This window comes from Amycolatopsis sp. MJM2582, assembly GCF_000754115.1.
Lineage (GTDB): Bacteria > Actinomycetota > Actinomycetes > Mycobacteriales > Pseudonocardiaceae > Amycolatopsis > Amycolatopsis japonica.
This window is the reverse complement of the sequence record NZ_JPLW01000003.1, coordinates 181,550-197,232: the sequence shown is the minus strand read 5'-3', so window position 1 is coordinate 197,232 and position 15,683 is coordinate 181,550. Positions and strand designations below refer to the sequence as shown.

Annotated in this window: 17 protein-coding genes; 8 read left to right on the top strand and 9 right to left on the bottom strand. The window is 68.0% G+C overall.

Annotation, left to right across the window (positions count from 1 at the left end; genetic code table 11):
- Positions 1-37 precede the first annotated feature (37 nt).
- Positions 38-1,159 carry a hypothetical protein gene (locus ED92_RS19670; protein WP_037340777.1) on the top strand — a complete coding sequence of 374 codons (1,122 nt, stop codon included), beginning with the start codon at positions 38-40 and terminating at the stop codon, positions 1,157-1,159.
- 83 nt (positions 1,160-1,242) lie between these two features.
- On the opposite strand, the gene ED92_RS19665 is transcribed toward ED92_RS19670, so the two are convergent.
- Both ED92_RS19665 and ED92_RS19660 read right to left on the bottom strand, forming a co-directional pair.
- Complete coding sequence (locus ED92_RS19665; RefSeq protein ID WP_037340775.1) at positions 1,243-2,568, bottom strand: amidase; 1,326 nt, start codon at positions 2,566-2,568, stop codon at positions 1,243-1,245.
- Positions 2,569-2,596: 28 nt separating this feature from the next.
- The gene (locus ED92_RS19660) at positions 2,597-3,691 is read right to left on the bottom strand and encodes an alkene reductase (protein ID WP_037340773.1); all 1,095 of its coding nucleotides are present in this window, start codon (positions 3,689-3,691) and stop codon (positions 2,597-2,599) included.
- A gap of 67 nt (positions 3,692-3,758) precedes the next feature.
- On the opposite strand from ED92_RS19660, the gene ED92_RS19655 reads away from it, so the two are divergent.
- On the top strand, positions 3,759-4,172 hold the full coding sequence (locus ED92_RS19655) for a MerR family transcriptional regulator (RefSeq protein WP_037342453.1): 414 nt from the start codon (positions 3,759-3,761) through the stop codon (positions 4,170-4,172).
- 6 nt (positions 4,173-4,178) lie between these two features.
- Here the strand turns inward: ED92_RS19655 and ED92_RS19650 are convergent, their stop codons facing one another.
- Genes ED92_RS19650 through ED92_RS19640 form a run of 3 tightly spaced genes read right to left on the bottom strand, consistent with a single transcriptional unit; the run spans position 4,179 to position 5,625 of the window.
- The gene (locus tag ED92_RS19650; protein WP_037340771.1) at positions 4,179-4,754 is read right to left on the bottom strand and encodes a TIGR03086 family metal-binding protein; all 576 of its coding nucleotides are present in this window, start codon (positions 4,752-4,754) and stop codon (positions 4,179-4,181) included.
- Positions 4,751-5,245 (bottom strand): SRPBCC family protein, encoded by a 495-nt coding sequence (locus ED92_RS19645; RefSeq protein WP_037340769.1) that lies wholly within the window; start codon positions 5,243-5,245, stop codon positions 4,751-4,753. The genes ED92_RS19650 and ED92_RS19645 overlap by 4 nt, the downstream gene beginning before the upstream one ends.
- A 29-nt stretch (positions 5,246-5,274) precedes the next feature.
- Positions 5,275-5,625: a metalloregulator ArsR/SmtB family transcription factor gene (locus ED92_RS19640; RefSeq protein WP_152610997.1), complete on the bottom strand. Its 351-nt coding sequence runs from the start codon at positions 5,623-5,625 to the stop codon at positions 5,275-5,277.
- Between the two features lie 261 nt (positions 5,626-5,886).
- Here ED92_RS19640 and ED92_RS19635 point away from each other — a divergent pair, with 261 nt between their 5' ends.
- From ED92_RS19635 to ED92_RS19620, 4 genes are all read left to right on the top strand, one after another.
- Entirely contained in the window at positions 5,887-7,128 is a 1,242-nt protein-coding gene (locus tag ED92_RS19635; RefSeq protein WP_037340764.1) for a glycoside hydrolase family 3 N-terminal domain-containing protein, read from the top strand.
- 155 nt (positions 7,129-7,283) lie between these two features.
- A complete protein-coding gene (locus ED92_RS19630; RefSeq protein WP_037340761.1) occupies positions 7,284-8,222 on the top strand; it encodes a PHB depolymerase family esterase in 939 nt (312 codons plus the stop codon).
- Positions 8,223-8,329: 107 nt separating this feature from the next.
- Positions 8,330-9,034, top strand: coding sequence for a TetR/AcrR family transcriptional regulator (locus tag ED92_RS19625; RefSeq protein ID WP_037342452.1), 705 nt, complete (start codon positions 8,330-8,332; stop codon positions 9,032-9,034).
- A 37-nt stretch (positions 9,035-9,071) separates the two neighbouring features.
- A complete protein-coding gene (locus ED92_RS19620) occupies positions 9,072-10,277 on the top strand; it encodes a cytochrome P450 (protein ID WP_037340759.1) in 1,206 nt (401 codons plus the stop codon).
- Here ED92_RS19620 and ED92_RS19615 read toward each other — a convergent pair.
- Together ED92_RS19615 and ED92_RS19610 are read right to left on the bottom strand one after the other, a co-directional pair.
- Positions 10,274-10,915, bottom strand: a complete 642-nt coding sequence (locus ED92_RS19615; RefSeq protein WP_037340757.1) for a histidine phosphatase family protein — start codon at positions 10,913-10,915, stop codon at positions 10,274-10,276. The two genes, ED92_RS19620 and ED92_RS19615, sit on opposite strands and share 4 nt — an antisense overlap.
- Before the next feature lie 97 nt (positions 10,916-11,012).
- Positions 11,013-11,810, bottom strand: a complete 798-nt coding sequence (locus ED92_RS19610; protein ID WP_037340755.1) for a TIGR03084 family metal-binding protein — start codon at positions 11,808-11,810, stop codon at positions 11,013-11,015.
- Between the two features lie 128 nt (positions 11,811-11,938).
- On the opposite strand from ED92_RS19610, the gene ED92_RS19605 reads away from it, so the two are divergent.
- Positions 11,939-12,385, top strand: a complete 447-nt coding sequence (locus ED92_RS19605) for a heavy metal-responsive transcriptional regulator (RefSeq protein ID WP_037340753.1) — start codon at positions 11,939-11,941, stop codon at positions 12,383-12,385.
- 109 nt (positions 12,386-12,494) lie between these two features.
- On the opposite strand, the gene ED92_RS19600 is transcribed toward ED92_RS19605, so the two are convergent.
- Together ED92_RS19600 and ED92_RS19595 are read right to left on the bottom strand one after the other, a co-directional pair.
- Positions 12,495-13,613 carry an acyl-CoA dehydrogenase family protein gene (locus ED92_RS19600; RefSeq protein WP_037340752.1) on the bottom strand — a complete coding sequence of 373 codons (1,119 nt, stop codon included), beginning with the start codon at positions 13,611-13,613 and terminating at the stop codon, positions 12,495-12,497.
- 77 nt (positions 13,614-13,690) lie between these two features.
- On the bottom strand, positions 13,691-14,242 hold the full coding sequence (locus tag ED92_RS19595) for a DUF4190 domain-containing protein (protein WP_037340750.1): 552 nt from the start codon (positions 14,240-14,242) through the stop codon (positions 13,691-13,693).
- Positions 14,243-14,466: 224 nt separating this feature from the next.
- On the opposite strand from ED92_RS19595, the gene ED92_RS19590 reads away from it, so the two are divergent.
- The gene (locus tag ED92_RS19590; RefSeq protein WP_200882731.1) at positions 14,467-15,666 is read left to right on the top strand and encodes a sensor histidine kinase; all 1,200 of its coding nucleotides are present in this window, start codon (positions 14,467-14,469) and stop codon (positions 15,664-15,666) included.
- Positions 15,667-15,683: the final 17 nt, after the last annotated feature.

Genomic DNA, 15,683 nt, shown 5'->3' with positions numbered 1-15,683 from the left:
CAACGGCGACCCCGCGTACGCAGGTACCGTCGTGGCCATGGTTCCCGAGCGAGACAACGGCCTGTTGCCCCTGCGGCGCGAGTACACCCAGGCCTGGCACGGCTTCGACCGGAACGAAGTGCGCCAGTATCTGGATCATCTCGAAGCCCAGCTGCATCGCGTGATCAACGACCGCGACGCCGCGATCGCGCAGGCGACGTCGGCCACGCGCGAACTCGAAACCGTCCGCCACGAGGTGGCGAAGCTGAACGCCAGGATCGAGGAACTGAAGAAGCCGCCGGAGCGGCTCGAAGACCTCGACGAGCGGATGCAACGCACTGTCACGCTCGCGCAGGCGCGCGCGGACGAGATCACGAAGCGTGCCGAAGTCGCCGCCGAGAAGCACTGGGCTTCGTCGAGTGAAGCCTCGAAGAAGCTCCGCGAGCGCTACACGCGGCTCGTCGCCGAGCTGGACAAGCAGGCGGACGCGCTGCACTCCGAGCACGAATCCGCACTTGCCGAGACGCGCGCCGAGGTCCAGCGGCTGACCGTCGAGGCCGCCCAGCGCCGGGAACTGCTGGACAACGAGGCCGAGCGCAAGCGCCGGAAGATCGAGCGCGAGTTCGAGCAGACGATCTCGGCGCAGAAGGCGGCGCACGAGAAACACATCGCCGACCAGCAGACGGCCAGCAAGAACCAGGCCGAACGCCGGATCGCGGAGGCCACCGCGGAGGCCAAGCGCCGCATCGACGAGGCGACGGCCGAGGCGAAGCGCAGGCTCGACGAGGCCACGACGACCGCCGCCCAGCGCACGACGGCCGCCCAGCGGAAGGTCGAGCGGCTGGCGGAGATCCGCGAACAGGCCCGTAAGAGCCTCATGCAGGCCGACGAGGTCCTGAAGGGCAGCGAGGCGATGCTCGCCGCGCTGCCCGAGGAGTCGGTGATCCCGCACGCCTCGAAGCTCGTCGGCGGAGACAACAAGGCCGAGGAGACGAAGCCCGCGGGTAAGCCCGCCGAGCCGCCCGCCTCGAAGGCCGCCGCTCCGGCCGCCGCCAAACCCTCTCCCGCCAAGCCCGCTTCTTCGGCGCCTGCCGCCGCTGCGCCGAAGAACGGACAGGGCGAGCAGAACGGCCCGAAGGCGAACGGGCAGAAGCCGTCACCGGCCAAAACCGGCTCCTGACCAGCGCGAAGTAGCAAGGGACCTTTGCTACCACTCCATGTGGAGAGTGGTAGCAAAGGTCCCTTGCTCTCTTTCGGACTTGGTCAGGACGCGGTGGTGCGTGGCCAGGGGTTGGCCGCTTCGAGTTGGGCGGCGAGGCCCAGCAGGAGTGCTTCCCCGCCGGGCGCGGCGACGAGCTGGACGCAGGCCGGGATACCCGAAGGATGCACGCCGATCGGCACCGACATCGCCGGATAGCCCGCCAGATTCCACAGCCCGGCGAAACCCGCCACCCGCACCGACGGCAGCACATTGGCGATCCATCGGCTGTCGTGCCACGTGCGCGCCTTGAGCGGGAGGGTCGCGATCATGGGCGTGACCAGGACATCGTGGTCGGCGAAGAATTCCTCGGCACGTTCCAGCCAGCGCTCCCGGGTGGTCTCCCGGACGCGTTTGGCCACCAGCCGCCCGAGCCGGACGTGGGTACGGGTGCGGGGCTGGAGCGCGCCGAGATCGAACTCGGCCGCTTGCTCGGCCGGGCCCGCGACCCAGCGCGCGAGGAGGCCACCGATCGCTCCGGCGTTGTACCGCGGTGTTCCGGGCGCGACGGTGTGCCCGGCCTCGCGGAACAGCTCGCCGGCCCGGGTGACGGCCTGCCTGAACGCGCGCGGCAGCGGCGCCCTCGTCAACGGGACCTGGGTCGACAGGGCGATACGGGACCGTTTCGGCTCGGTGAGATCCGCCAGGCCGGGTTGCTCGGCGAGGACCGACATCAGCACGGCGGCGTCCGCCACCGTGGTCGTCATCGGACCGTGCGTGGACAGGCCGAACCAGCCGTCCTCCCCCGGTATGCGGACCACGCCCTTACCCGGCTTGAGACCGACGATCCCGCACATCGCGGACGGCAGCCGGATCGAGCCCAGACCGTCGGTGCCGTGCGCGATGGGCACGAGTCCGGCCGCGACGGCCGCGGCACTCCCGCCCGACGAACCGCCGGCGGCGTACGACGGGTTGCGCGGATTGCGCGCCGTCCCGTCCGGATCGTCGCTCGACGGCCAGATGCACAGCTCCGGCACCCGGGTCAGGCCGACGATCACCGCACCGGCGGCGCGTAATCGCCGCGCAATCTCACCGTCCTGTGTGGACGGCGTCGACGAACCCGCGCGTGAACCCCACGAGGCGTATTCCCCCTCGATCGGCGCGACGTCCTTGACCGCGACCGGCACTCCGGCCAGGGGCAGATCGGCCAGATCCGCGCGTTCGGCCACAGCGGCGGCCTCGGCGAGGGCTTCCTCGACCCGCACCCGGCGGAACGCGCCGACCACCCCGTCCGCCGCCTCGATCCGGGCCAACGCCTCACGCGTCACCTCGACCGGGTCGAGTTCCTTGGCGCGCACAGCCGCCGCGATTTCCACTGCCGTCTTGACCATCCCCGCACTGTAGAACGGGCGGCCAAGATCAGCTGCGCGCCGAACAGGCGAACTTCGCCGAGTCCGGTTCGAACGCCGGGAAATCGGTGTAGCCGTCGAGCCGGGCGCCGTAGTAGACATCGCGATCCGCCTCGGCGAGCGGGGCGTGGAGAGCGAATCGGGCAGGCAAATCCGGGTTAGCGATGAACAACCTGCCGAAGGCGACCACGTCGGCCAGACCGGCTCTGATCAAGGACTCCCCCTCGGCGCGGCTGGTCGGCTTCTCGGATCGCAGGTTCGCGACGAGCGTTCCCGGCCACAAAGGTCGCAGGTGAGACAGCACCTCGACGTCAGGGGTATCGATGACGTGCAGGTACGCGAGCTCGTACCGGCGGAGTTCCGCGAGCAGTCGTGAGTACACCTCCTTCCAATCGTCTTCCACGATGTCGTTCTCCGGGTTGCCCGGCGAGATTCGCAGAGCGACCCTGGCCGCACCGATCCGCTCGGTCACGGCCGCCACCACCTCGAGCGGGAAGGTGAGCCGGGCGGCGACCGAACCGCCGTAGCGGTCCTCCCGGCGGTTGGTGTTGCCGGCGAGGAACTCCTGGATGAGGTAGCCGTTGGCACCGTGGAGCTCCACGCCGTCGAATCCCGCCTCGATGGCCCGGCGTGCCGCCTCGGCGAAGTCCTGGACGACCTCGCCGATCTCCTCCTCGCCGAGCGCGCGGGGTTCGATGGTGTCCGTCCAGCCGCCGGCCGTGAAGATCCGTCCAGCCTGCCGGACCGCCGACGGCGCCACCGGTACCCGGCCCGTCACGCCGGGATGGCTGACCCGTCCCGCGTGCCAGAGCTGCGCGTAGATCCGACCACCTTCCTCGTGCACGGCCGCCGTCACCTCACGCCATGCCTCGGTCTGCTGCTCTGTCACCAGCCCTGGGATTCCCGGGCCGCTCTTGCCGGTCCTGCTCACCCAGATGCCTTCGCTCACGATCAACCCGGCGCTCGCACGTTGCGAGTAGTACTCGGCCGTCCGCGGATGCGGCACGCCGGTGAGATCGTCGGCACGGCCCCTGGTCATCGGAGCCATCGCCATGCGGTTCGGCAGCTGGATCGCGGCACCGCGGAACGCTTCTAGCAACCTCATGGACGCGAAGCTAAACCCTGACACCGGCGTCACGGTCAACCCCGGTTTCCGCGGCTACTGTGGACTCATGCGGATCGGCGAACTGGCGAAGCGAACCGGGGTGAGCGTCCGCTCGTTGCGGTACTACGAAACGGAAGGCCTGCTGCGACCCGACCGATGCGGCAACGGCTACCGGACCTTCTCCGAAGACGACATCGCCAGGGTGCTGCAGATCCAGCTCTTCTATTCAGCCGGGTTGTGCAGCGGCAAGATCGCGGAACTCCTTCCCTGTGTTTCCGGGGATCACACGCATTTGGTGCCCTCGCCGGAGTTGGCCGGCGAACTGGAGATCGCCAAGATCCGCATCCAGAACCAGATTTCCTTGCTCACCACCTCTCTGTCGGTTCTGGAACGTGTCCTGGCCGCGGCCAAGGGGACCGGTACCGCCGAGGTACCGGTTCCCGCCCGGCCCGTCCGGCGTCATCGCGGGATCCATGTCTGACCTGTATCAGGCGTTGGGGTCTCGGCCCATCAGTCCGAGCAGCCTGTCCTGCAAGGGCGCGTCTTCGGGCACCTTCACTTCAGGACCGAAGACGACGATGCCGGGCCCGAAGGCGCCCGGGATCCTCATCTGGTCGGGGATCGCCTGCGCCGCCGGCCACATCCGCTCGACCTCTTCCGGATCGATCGTGTCGTCCTGACCGGTGGCCCTGGCCAGGTCCCAGCCGTGGATCACCATGTCGGCACTGACGACTTGATCGATGTGCTGTTCGGCGGTCATCTTCCCCGTCGGTGTCTCGTGCTCCGTGGCCGCGAGCACGGGATCGCCGAGGATGGCTTCGACATCGGCGCGGGCCGCCCGGAAAGCGCCCAGCGGGTCGTCCAGGAGCGAGGGCGCCGGCCCGAGGGCAAGCCCGAACGGGCTCAGCATCGCGCCATGCATGTCGACGATGTGCCCGACGACATCTCTGGCGTTCCATTCCGCGCAAGGAGACTTGCTCTCCCATTGCCCGGCCTCGACGGCGGCGACCTTGCTCTCGAAGGCGTCGGCCCTTACGCGATAACGGTCGGCGATGGCGTTCATCGTGTTCCCACCCGCACCGGAACGGCCATGACCTCGGCCAGCTTGTCGAAGCCCTCGCCGACGCCCCGCTCCATCCCGGATTCGAGCACGGCGTCCCGGACTCGCTCCGAGCCGTACCGCACCACCTGGGTCAGCGTGGTGACACCGTCGTGTTCGACCAACGTCAGAGTCGCCAAGGCCTGACCTTCGGACGCCTCACAGTCCTCGTTCGTTTCGAGGGAGACCAGCCGACCAGGACGATCGATCTCCTGGTAGACGCCCTGCAGCAGCATCTCCATCCCGCCGCCGTGGCGCAGCCGGTAGCGCCATCTGCCGCCGACCCGCAGGTCGATCTCGCATTCGACGACTTCGCAGTCGCGTGGACCGAACCAACGGCGTACCAGCTCGGGTTTCGTCCACGCGTCGAACACCAGCGCCCTCGGCGCATCGAAGGACCTCGTCATGACGATCTCGAGATCGCCGGATTTCGTCACGCTGAGAGTTCTTCCCATCGTGCTGTTCCTTTCCGCTCGTGCGGTGGTCAATCGGTCTTGCCGTGGCGTTCCCGGTGCTGGATCTCCCCTTCCAGGACGAGATCCAGGTCCGCGAAGGCCTCGTCCCAGTAGCGGCGGTAGCCGCCGAGCCAGTCGTTCGCCCGCTTCAGTGGCTGGGCCACCAGGCGGCAGGGACGGCGCTGAGCGTCGCGCCCCCTCGCCACCAGCCCCGCCCGCTCCAGCACCTTCAGATGCTTGGAGATGGCGGGCTGGCTCATCGCGAACGGCTCGGCCAGCTCCGTCACCGTGGCCTCACCCCGCGCGAGCCGGGCGAGGATCGCGCGACGGGTGGGGTCGGCGAGCGCCGCGAAGGTGACATCGAGCAGATCCTGTGCCACGGTCGCCCGCCTTTCGTTCATCTGTTCTCACGAGTTCGACTTCTCACGATCGGCCGGCTCCGCTTGATAACCTTGCGGTTCCATAACCATGTGGTAATCTACGACGGAGCAGATCGAGCTGTCAAGTCCGAGCATCCGTTTGACAAGGGAAAACGCAGAAGAGGAAGGAGAGGAGACCAAAGACCCGGCAGGGCGCAAGCACGCACCGAAGGGCACGCGAGCGCGTACGAAAGGGCAAGTGGGGTTACCGTCGATACCGGCATGGACGACGAACGAAACGAGCCGATGAACTCCGGGCGACCGAAGACGACGAAACGATGGGCGACCGTCATCCTGGGAGCCGCGACAGTTCTGTTCACCAGCGTGCAGTGCGGTACGGCGAACGACGAGGCCGGATCAGCGCAGCCGGCAGGGACGGTGCCTCCGCCGCGCGGCAGCGTCGCCTCAGTCCCACCCAGCTCCAGCAGGCCTTCACCCTCGCCGTCACCGAGGGTGGAGCAGGCGCCCGTTCCAGGCTGTGAAGCCGTCATCGCCGGGATGAGCCCCCGGCAGCGGCTGGCCCAGCTGGTGGTGGTCGGCGTGAACGCCGGTGACCCGCAGGCGGCGGTGAAGCTGGTACGCGATCAGCAGGTCGGCGGAATCTTCCTCGGCGGCAACGAGACGGCCCTTCTGCGGAACCGCGCGTTGGACGAGGTCCAGCGTGCCGCGAAGGTCCCGGTCTCGGTGGCGATCGACGAGGAAGGCGGCCGCGTCCAGCGGATCGACGCCCTCGACGGCGACATGCCGAGCGCACGCAAGATGGCCTCGACCCTGACACCGGCACAGGTGCGGGCGAAGGCCGCCGAGCGAGGCCGGCAGATGCTGGCCCGTGGCGTCACCGTCGATTACGCGCCCGACGCCGACATCACCGACCAGCCGGACCGCGACATCGTCGGCGATCGGTCGTTCGGCGCGAATCCCGAAGTCGCGCGCAAGTACGTCCTGGCGTTCGCGCAAGGCTTGCGGGACGCCGGAGTGCAGCCAGTGCTGAAGCACTTTCCCGGGCACGGGCACGCCAGCGGGGATTCCCACAAGGGATTAGTGCGGACACCGCCGCTGGCCTCGTTGCGGAAGGTCGACCTGGTTCCGTACCGCGACATCGGCGAGTACGGCGAGATCGGCGTCATGGTCGGACATCTGGACGTGCCCGACCTGACCGGCGGCACGCCGTCGACCCTGTCGGCGGCGGCGTACGGGCTGCTGCGGAAGGACTACGCGTTCGACGGCCCCGTGATCACGGACGATCTCGGCGCGATGAAGGCGATCACGTCGCAGTACCCGCTGCAAACGGCCGTGCTCAAGGCATTGCAGGCGGGGGCGGATCAGGCGCTGTGGTCCTCCGGCGGCAATGTCGGCACAGTGCTGGCCACTTTGGAGCAAGCGCTGGCGTCCGGCGATCTCCCGGCCGCCCGGGTCGAAGAGGCCTTGACCCGCGTGCTCACGGCGAAACGCGCCTGCGGCTGACCTGGCCGGTCGCGACGGAGGCCGGGTCGATCAGGCGGGTCGCCCGGCGGGGTGACGTGAAAAGCAGTCCGAAAACTCAATGAACACAATGCTGACCAGGCCCGCGTCAGGAGTGACCCTGATCACCGCCCTGCCGCCCGATCAAGGAGGATCGCGTGCCTGGTCCCACGAAATACCTGCGTCGTCTCGCGCTGATGGCCGCCGCCGCTGCCGGTCTGAGCCTGCTCGCCGCGCCGATGGCGTCGGCCACGCCGTCTCCGGTCGACCATCCGGTGCGAACGACCGGCTGCCAGCGTCCGTCCCCGGTCCCCGCCGGGGCGACGACGCTGCGGACGTTGACGTCCGGCGGTCTGGTCCGCGAGTACACGGTGCACGTCCCGGCGCAGTACCGGTCTTCACGGCCGTACCCGCTGGTGTTGTCGTTCCATGGCCACAAACGGACGTCGAAGTATCAGGAGGAGCTCTCCGGGTTTTCCGCGTATGACGCGATTTCCGTCTACCCGCAAGGACTTCCGGGTACGGATGGGGAGTCGGCATGGACCGGCGCGCCGTACTCGGCCGCCGCGGACGACGTGCTCTTCACCAGTGATCTGCTGAACACGCTCCAGCGGGAACTGTGCGTCGATTCCCGCCGGATCTACGCGACGGGCAAGTCGAACGGCGGCGGGTTCGTCGGCGTCCTCGCTTGCCGGATGCCGGGCCGGATCGCGGCGTTCGCCCCGGTCGCCGGCGCGTTCTACCCGCAAGGCGGCGAGTGCCACCCGTCGCACCCCGCGCCGATTCTCGATTTCCACGGCACGGCCGACGCGACGATCCCCTACACCGGGAACCCCGCCAAGGGCCTGCCGACCCTGCCGGATTGGCTCGCGGCATGGGCGGACCGGAACGGCTGTTTCCCGCGACCGATTCAGTACTCGCCGAAAACCGAAGTCACCGTCCAGCGATGGCTCGGTTGCTCGCTTCAGCACTACCGGGTCGAAGGAGCCGGGCACGTCTGGCCGAGCACCGCACCGAACAACGACTCCGCCACTCCGACCGTCATCGACGCGACCCCGGTCATCTGGAAGTTCCTGCTCGCCCACCGTCTGCGTTAAGAACTCGTCGATTTCCTTGCCGGACGAGCCCATCCGGCGCTACCGTCGAACTGACCGGATGACCAGATGAGCAAATCTGGTCACGAAGTCAGAACATGGGAGCGCACGTGGCAGAACGTCCGGACCGCACCGCCGGTCGCGCCGATCGCATCCTCGACGCGGCCGGCGTCCTGCTGTCGCGGCTGGGCTATCGCAAAGTGACCATCGAGGACATCGCGAGCCAGGCGGGTATCGGGAAGGGCACGGTCTACCTGCACTGGCCCACGAAGGAAACCCTCTTCCACGCGCTGCTCCTGCGTGAATCCCTCCGTGCCGCCGAGAACCTTCTCGAGCGGCTGGCTGAAGATCCGGCGGAAGTCGTCCCGCACCGGTTCCAGCGGGCCGCTTTCCTGTACACCCAGCGAAACCCGTTGCTCGGCGCGCTCATCACCGGCAACACCGAACTACTGGGCCGACTGAAGAAACATCCCTTGCAGGATCAGGACGCGGTCGTGACCGAGCGGTACCTGAAGACGATGACCGACCGGGGATTCCTGCGCGACGACATCCCGAACCTGCTGTTCTCCCTGCGTGCTTCGGCGCTGGGGTTCTACCTGATGGACAGCTTCACCGGCGACGGCGCCGACCTCACCATCGAAGAGAAGGCCGACGCCCTCGCGCACATCATCCGGACGGCGTTCGAGCCGCCGGAGCCACCGTCCACCGCGAATCTGGCCGCCACCGCGGCCGAAGTGATCCAAGCGTTCCAGGATCTGATCTCGTCCTATCACGCCTGGATCTACCGGAAGGACGGTCCCGAGGAGCCCGCTTGATCCGCGCTCCTCCACCACGAGAAGAAGGGGGCAAGCCATGACCACGATCGCCGAAACCTGGGGCGTCCACGAAGCCCAGTTCTGGTTGCGGGACGAATTCCCGGCCGACCCGGTCCGTTTCGACGCCGAGACGGGCATGTGGAACGTCTACGGCCACGCCGAGGCGTTGAAGACCTTGAGTGATCCCAAGGTGTTCTCTTCCGACACCACCCGGCTGATCCCCAAGGAGATCTCGCCGGACAAGGATCTGTTCGTCGAAGGCAATCTGCTCCAGATGGATCCTCCGGATCACAAGAAACTGCGCACGCTGGTGAGCCACGCCTTCACACCGAAGGTCGTCGCGGATCTCGAACCGCGCATCGCCGCACTAACGCACGAACTCCTCGACGCGGTCGACGGCGCGGACTCGATGGAATTGGTGACCCATCTGGCCTACCCGCTGCCGGTCATCGTCATCGCCGAACTCCTCGGCATCCCGGCGAGTGATCGCGACCTGTTCAAGGAATGGGTCGACACGTTGCTGCGGAACAGCCAGCAACGGTCGTTGATCAAGCAGACCGAAGAGGACAAGAAGGCCGCCGAGGAAACGTCCGCGCAGGTCAAGAACCTGGTGAACTACCTTTCCGAGCACGTCGACGATCGACGGCGGAATCCGCGCGAGGACCTGCTGACCAAACTCGTCGAAGCCGAGGTCGACGGCACGAAACTCACGCAGAACGAAGTCGTCAACTTCGCGAACGTGCTGCTGCTCGCCGGGCACATCACCACCACGATGCTGCTCGGGAACACCGTGCTGTGCCTGGATTCCCATCCGGACGAGTACCGGCGCGTCCGTGAGGACCGTGCGTTGCTGCCCGCCACCATCGAGGAATCCCTGCGGTTCCTCAGCCCGTTCGCACTCGTCGCCCGCGCCACGACGACCGAAGTCGAACTGGGTGGCCAGACGATCCCGGCGGACAGCATGCTGGGCATCTGGGTCGCCGCGGCGAACCGGGATCCGCGCACCTTCACGGATCCGGGCGTCTTCGACCCGGCACGGGCGCACAACCCGCATCTGGCCTTCGGACGCGGAATCCATTTCTGCATCGGCGCCCCGCTCGCCCGGCTCGAAGGCAAGACGGCGCTCAACATCCTGCTGGACCGTTTCCCGGATCTGCGCACCGATCCGGCTGTTCCGCCGTCGTTCATCCCCAGCCCGCACATGACCGGGGTGAACGAGCTCCGGCTGCTACTGAAGCCCTAACGGTCGGCGAACCGGGAGGCGAGCGGGACCACCATGCGCGGAATCCGCTTCCCGGGCGTGTACCGCAGTTCGGTGATGTTGCCGTTCGGCACGACGTAGGTGTCGGCGAAAGTGCGGAATCGGTGCATGGCCGCACTGTCCGGGGTGGTGGTCCCGGTCAGCAGTGACCACATGACCGCGCGGATGAAGAGGCCGTGCGTGAAGACGGCGATCGGCCCGGGTTCCCGTTCTCCCAGCCGTGCCAGGAATTCCTGGGTCCGGATGAAGAGAGCGGCGAAGGATTCCGCGCCGTTCACCGCGTGGTGCGGGTCGGCGCGGGACCAGTAGGCCTCCGTGTACGGCTTGCGGGTGGCGGTGGTGGTGACCTGTCCATGGAGTTCGCCGAGAAAGGTGAACTCCTGGACAGGCCACTCCTCACGCTCCGCGCCGGGGAACCGCTCGATCGTCGGCTCGGCGGTCTGCCGCGCCCGTAAGAACGGCGACGTCACGATCAAACGAGGCGGTTCGGCCAGCGAATCCGCGATTTCGACGGCCTGCCGCCGGCCGAGTTCGGTCAACGCCGAAGCTCCCGGCTCGCCGCCGGGAAGCCCCGCGTTGGATTCGCTTTCGCCATGTCTGATCAGCCACACCCGTGCCACGATCGCCTCCTAGACCCCGTGTGCCATCGACGATCGCACCGAGCGGAGTTGACCGCGTCTTCCAGGATGCCCAATCACCGCGGACGTGGCGAAATTTTCACCGGCCGAACTGTCCCGGCGAGCGTCCCTCGCCCGCGGGACCGCGGTACGCCTGCGCGATGTCGAGCCACTGGTCCGCCAGCGCGCCCTCGGCGCGGACGTCGAGGTCGTCGCGGTGACGGCGCCGGGTGACCAGCAGACAGAAGTCCTCCGCGCTCCCGGCGACGCGCTGCCGGGAGTCCTCGGGGCCGAACGTCCACAACTGCCCGGACGGCGCGGTGATCTCGAACCGGAACTCCTGCTCCGGCGGGGTCAGCCCCCGGGCCTCGTAGCCGAAGTCCCGCACCCGGACGGCGAAACCGACGAGGTACGCGAGCCGGTCCGTCCGCTCCGGGCGCACGCCCAGCGCGTCCGCGATGTCCTGCCCGTGGGCGAACAGTTCCATCATCCCGGCGCAGGCGAGGATGGCCGGCGGCAGCGGGTTGACCAGCCACGGGACGACCTGGTCCGCCGGGACCGCGGCGAGCGCCTTGATCCCGGCGTCGCGTTCGGCACGCCAGCGGCTGAGCACGACCTCGTTGGGGTCGCCGAGGTAGTCGTCGAGAGCCGCGTTGACCGCGGCGTCGAAACCGCGCACCATCGAGCTCTTCATGACTTCGGCGAACCTCTGCGGCTCGCCCGCGGACAATCCGGCGATCTTGAAGATGAAGGAGAGATGCGCGATCTGGTGTTTGACCGACCAGCCCGCCGCGGGGGTCGGCAGCTCCCATCCCGCGTCGTCCAGGCCGGCCACCAGGGCATCGACCTGTTCACCCTCCGTGGTGAGGTCCCTGATCACGTACCGGAAGTCAGTCACCGTGCCGTCCTCTCGCCGTTTCCACCCTCTCGAATGATGCGGACGCGCCGGGCTGTCGTCTTCTCTTCGTGAGCCCCCTCGAATTCGGACTTGATTCTGGAGCCGGGTCCAAGTTCTACCCTCGGATCATGCGAACCGAAGCGGCGAAGGCGCTGACGGCGTTGACCATGTCCCAGGTGACCTCTCGCGCCGGAGTCCGGCCGGACACCGTGCGCTACTACGAGCGCATCGGTCTTCTGCCCGCGCCCGCGCGGACGACCGGGGCACACCGGCGCTACGACGAGGACGTCATCGACAGGTTGCGGTTCATCCGTGGCACCCAGCGGCTCGGGCTGACGCTGACGGAGATCGGTGACCTGCTGAGCGTGCGCGACACCGGGGTGTGCCCGTGCGAACCCGCCGAAACCATGCTGGAACGCCATCTCGCCGAAATCGAAGCGGAGATGGCGCGCCTCGGCGAGCTGCGCGCCGAGCTCACTTCCCTGCTGTCCGGGATGTCCGGCGACGAATGCGCCGATCCGCTTCCCGGCGCCTGGTGCCCGCCCGAATGCGGACCCGAGGGAGGAGGTGGATGACCATGCGGAACGACGACTGGTGCGACTGCGATTGCTGCGGCAGCGGCTGCTGCTGACCCGCTCCGGCGGGACCGGCCGGGCTTGACGTCACCCGGCCGGCCATCCGAGGTCAGTCCTGCGGCAGCAGCACCGTCTTCCCGATCCGGTCCTTGCTGACTTCCGCCGAATAGGCCATCAGCCCGCCCGCCTGCGCGTCCCGGAACAGCCGCTGGATCGGCGAAGTGCGCAGGAAGCCCGATCCCCCGCCGGCTTTCAGCGCGACTTGGGCGACGTCACGGGCGATGTCGTTCGCGAGCACCTTCGCCGTCATGGTCGCGGGCAGGAACTCCGGCGAGTTCTGATCCGCCAGCCACGCCATGTTCCGGGCGTACATGAGCGACGCTTCGAGACGGGCGTGGACGTCCGCGACTTCGAACTGCAGCCATTGCATTCCGGCGAGCGGCTCCCCGGTCGCGGGGATGACGCGGCTCCGGGCGTGCGAGATCAGCGCCTGCTCCGCAGCGTCGGCGATCCCCAGCGACAGGAAGGCGAGGCCGGCCGCGATGTGGTTCGGCCGCCGCACGGTCGACGGCGGGCACCGGCGGTCCTCCCGCAGAACTGTGCCTTCGAACGAGACGAGCTGGCTTCGGCTGGCGCGCAATCCCATCGTGTCCCAGATGGGAACGAAGGTCATCGTGTCGTCCGGCGCGACGCCGAAGAACGTGGGCACGCCGCCGACGAGCGCGTTGACCAGGAAGTGGTCGGCGACCTCGCAACCGGAGACGAACCGCTTGGCGCCGGTGAGCCGGTATCCGCCGTCCACGGGCTCGGCGGCCTGTTGCGGCATCAGGAACATGTTGCCGCTGCTCGGTTCCGACAGCGCGTTGGCGAAACGCTTGCCGCCGATCAGCTCGTCGGCGTAGAAGCGCCCCACATCAGGGGCGGACAACTGGGCGAGTCCGACGGCGGCGCCGATGTGCATCACCCAGATACACGCCGTCGAAGAACAGGCCGCGCTGACGATCCGGACGATCTCGCCGTAGGTCCGGTCTTCGCCGCCGAACTCCGCGGGCAAGGTGGCCCGGTCGAGTCCGGCCGCGTGCAAGGCACGGAGGTTGTCGATGGGAAGCTCGGCCGTTTCGTCGAACTCGGCGGCGCTCGCGGCGAAATCCTTCGCCAGTTCGGTGACGGTTTCGATCCAGTGACGTTCGTTGGCGGGTGGGGCGAACGGATGGACGGGCTCGGTCATGACCGCATCATGCCGGAAACGCGAAGGCCTCCCCGCCACCCCGAGAATGGCGAAGGAGGCCTTTCACGGTCCGACCGTCACACTCCGGTGCAGGCGGCCATCGCGAATTCGCCGGAAGCGGTCTTGGTGGAGACCACCGCACCGTCGACGGTGATCTTGCAGGTGACGGATCCACCGGTCTCGCCGGTCGTGACGGTGAGCGTCCCGCCCTTGTAGACGCCCTTGTTCTCGACTTCCTTGTTCCACGGCAGCGCCGGGACGGTCTCCGTGACGGGGTTGAGGACCTCGCCGTAGATGACCTCGACGTTCGTGGCGTCGCCGGTGACCTCGTAGGACACCTTGGCGGTGCGGTTGATTTCGTCGTTGACCTCGTTGACCGCCGCGTTGAACACGAAGATCCACACCACGCAGACCACGAGGCCGAGCGCGGACAAGGCGATACCGGTGATGGAGAGCCCCTTGTTGGAGGCCTTCCCGTTCTTGACGCGGATCAGCCCGATGATCGAGAAGATCAGGCCGAGGATCACCAGCGGCCAGGCGATGACGCCGACGAACGGGATCGGGGAGAAGACCAGCCCCACCAGGCCGAGGACGAAGCCCGTGACGCCGATGCCGTTGCGCGGCGGCATCGGGCTGGCGGGGGCTTGCGGGGCCGGCGTGTAGGGGGTTTGCTGGGGCACGGGGGATTTTCCTTTCCAAAGGGATGAACGAGGCGGCATACAACCAGCGATCGCGAGGTGCCCGCGTCGTCCTCGGCGCGCGAACCCGGTACGACGAAAGTCGTAATCCACGCGTCGTGAAGGACCGTTTCCGCTGATGCCTCCGGCCAAGCGGGTTTGCGTACGCTCAGCGCATGGCAAGGCGTGTGCTCGGTGTGGTGCTCACCGTCGTGGCGGTCGCGGCGTGCGTGATCAGCAGCATTTTCGTCTTCAGCGCCCAGGGTTACCTTCCGGCGACGCAATCCTTCGATCCGACATGGTGGTCCACGCTCGGCTTCTTCACCGGGATCGCGGCCGCGGTCATGCTCTGCTGGCGGCACAAATGGCCGGAACTCGTGCTCGGCATCGCCTTGGTACCCCCGCTCTGTTTCCGGTCCGACGCGCTGGCCGCGTTGGTCGCCCTCGCCGCCTTGGCCGCGCGCCGCCGCGACCGCGTCCTGTGGAGCGGGTCCGTCCTGGTCTACGTCGCCACCGCGTGGGCGTTGTTCGGCGACGCCAACCGCCATCCCGACGTGACCGTCGCGGGGCAGATCGTCGGCAAGCAGTTCTCCGCCGTGCAACTGATGGGGACGTTGACGGTCGCCGTCGTGATGACGGCCGTGCCGCTCACCGTCGGAGTCGTCCGCGGGATGCAGGACACGCTCGCGATCCGTGAAGCCAAGGAAGAAGAACTCCGCGCCGAAATGACCCGTCGCGCGGAGCGCACCCGGATCGCGCGCGAGATGCACGACGTCCTCGGGCACCGGCTCTCGCTGCTGTCCTTGCAAGCCGGTGCGCTCGAAGTCAGCAAGGGACCCGCGACGACGGAAGCGGCGAAAACCGTCCGCACGACCGCGCGCCAGTCGCTCGAAGATCTGCGGCAGGTCATCGGGGTCCTCCGCGATGGCCAGGGTTTCGGCGAAACCAGCGAGAACGGAATCCATCCGGAGCCGCCGCAGCCGACGCTGGCGGACATCCCCGAACTCGTGGCCAACGCCCGCCGGGCGGGTTTGGGGGTCAACGTGACGATCCTGCTCGACGACGCGGGCGGCGCGCCGGCGTTGCTCGGCACGACCGCGTACCGGATCGTGCAGGAGTCGATGACGAACATCCTGAAACACGCTCCTGGCGCGACGGCCGAGGTTTCGGTTCGCGGCGGGCCTGGGAACGGGCTCACCGTCGAGGTCGTCAATCCGCTGCCCGCGATCGCCGCGGCGGGAAAGCCGCCGGGCGCGGGAGCCGGACTGACCGGGATCGGTGAGCGTGTCACGCTGATCGGCGGCAACGTCAGCGCCGGCCCCACCGAAGAGCGCACATTCGCCGTCCGGGCTTGGCTACCGTGGGGACACCACTAACCTGTCCGGGTGAACCA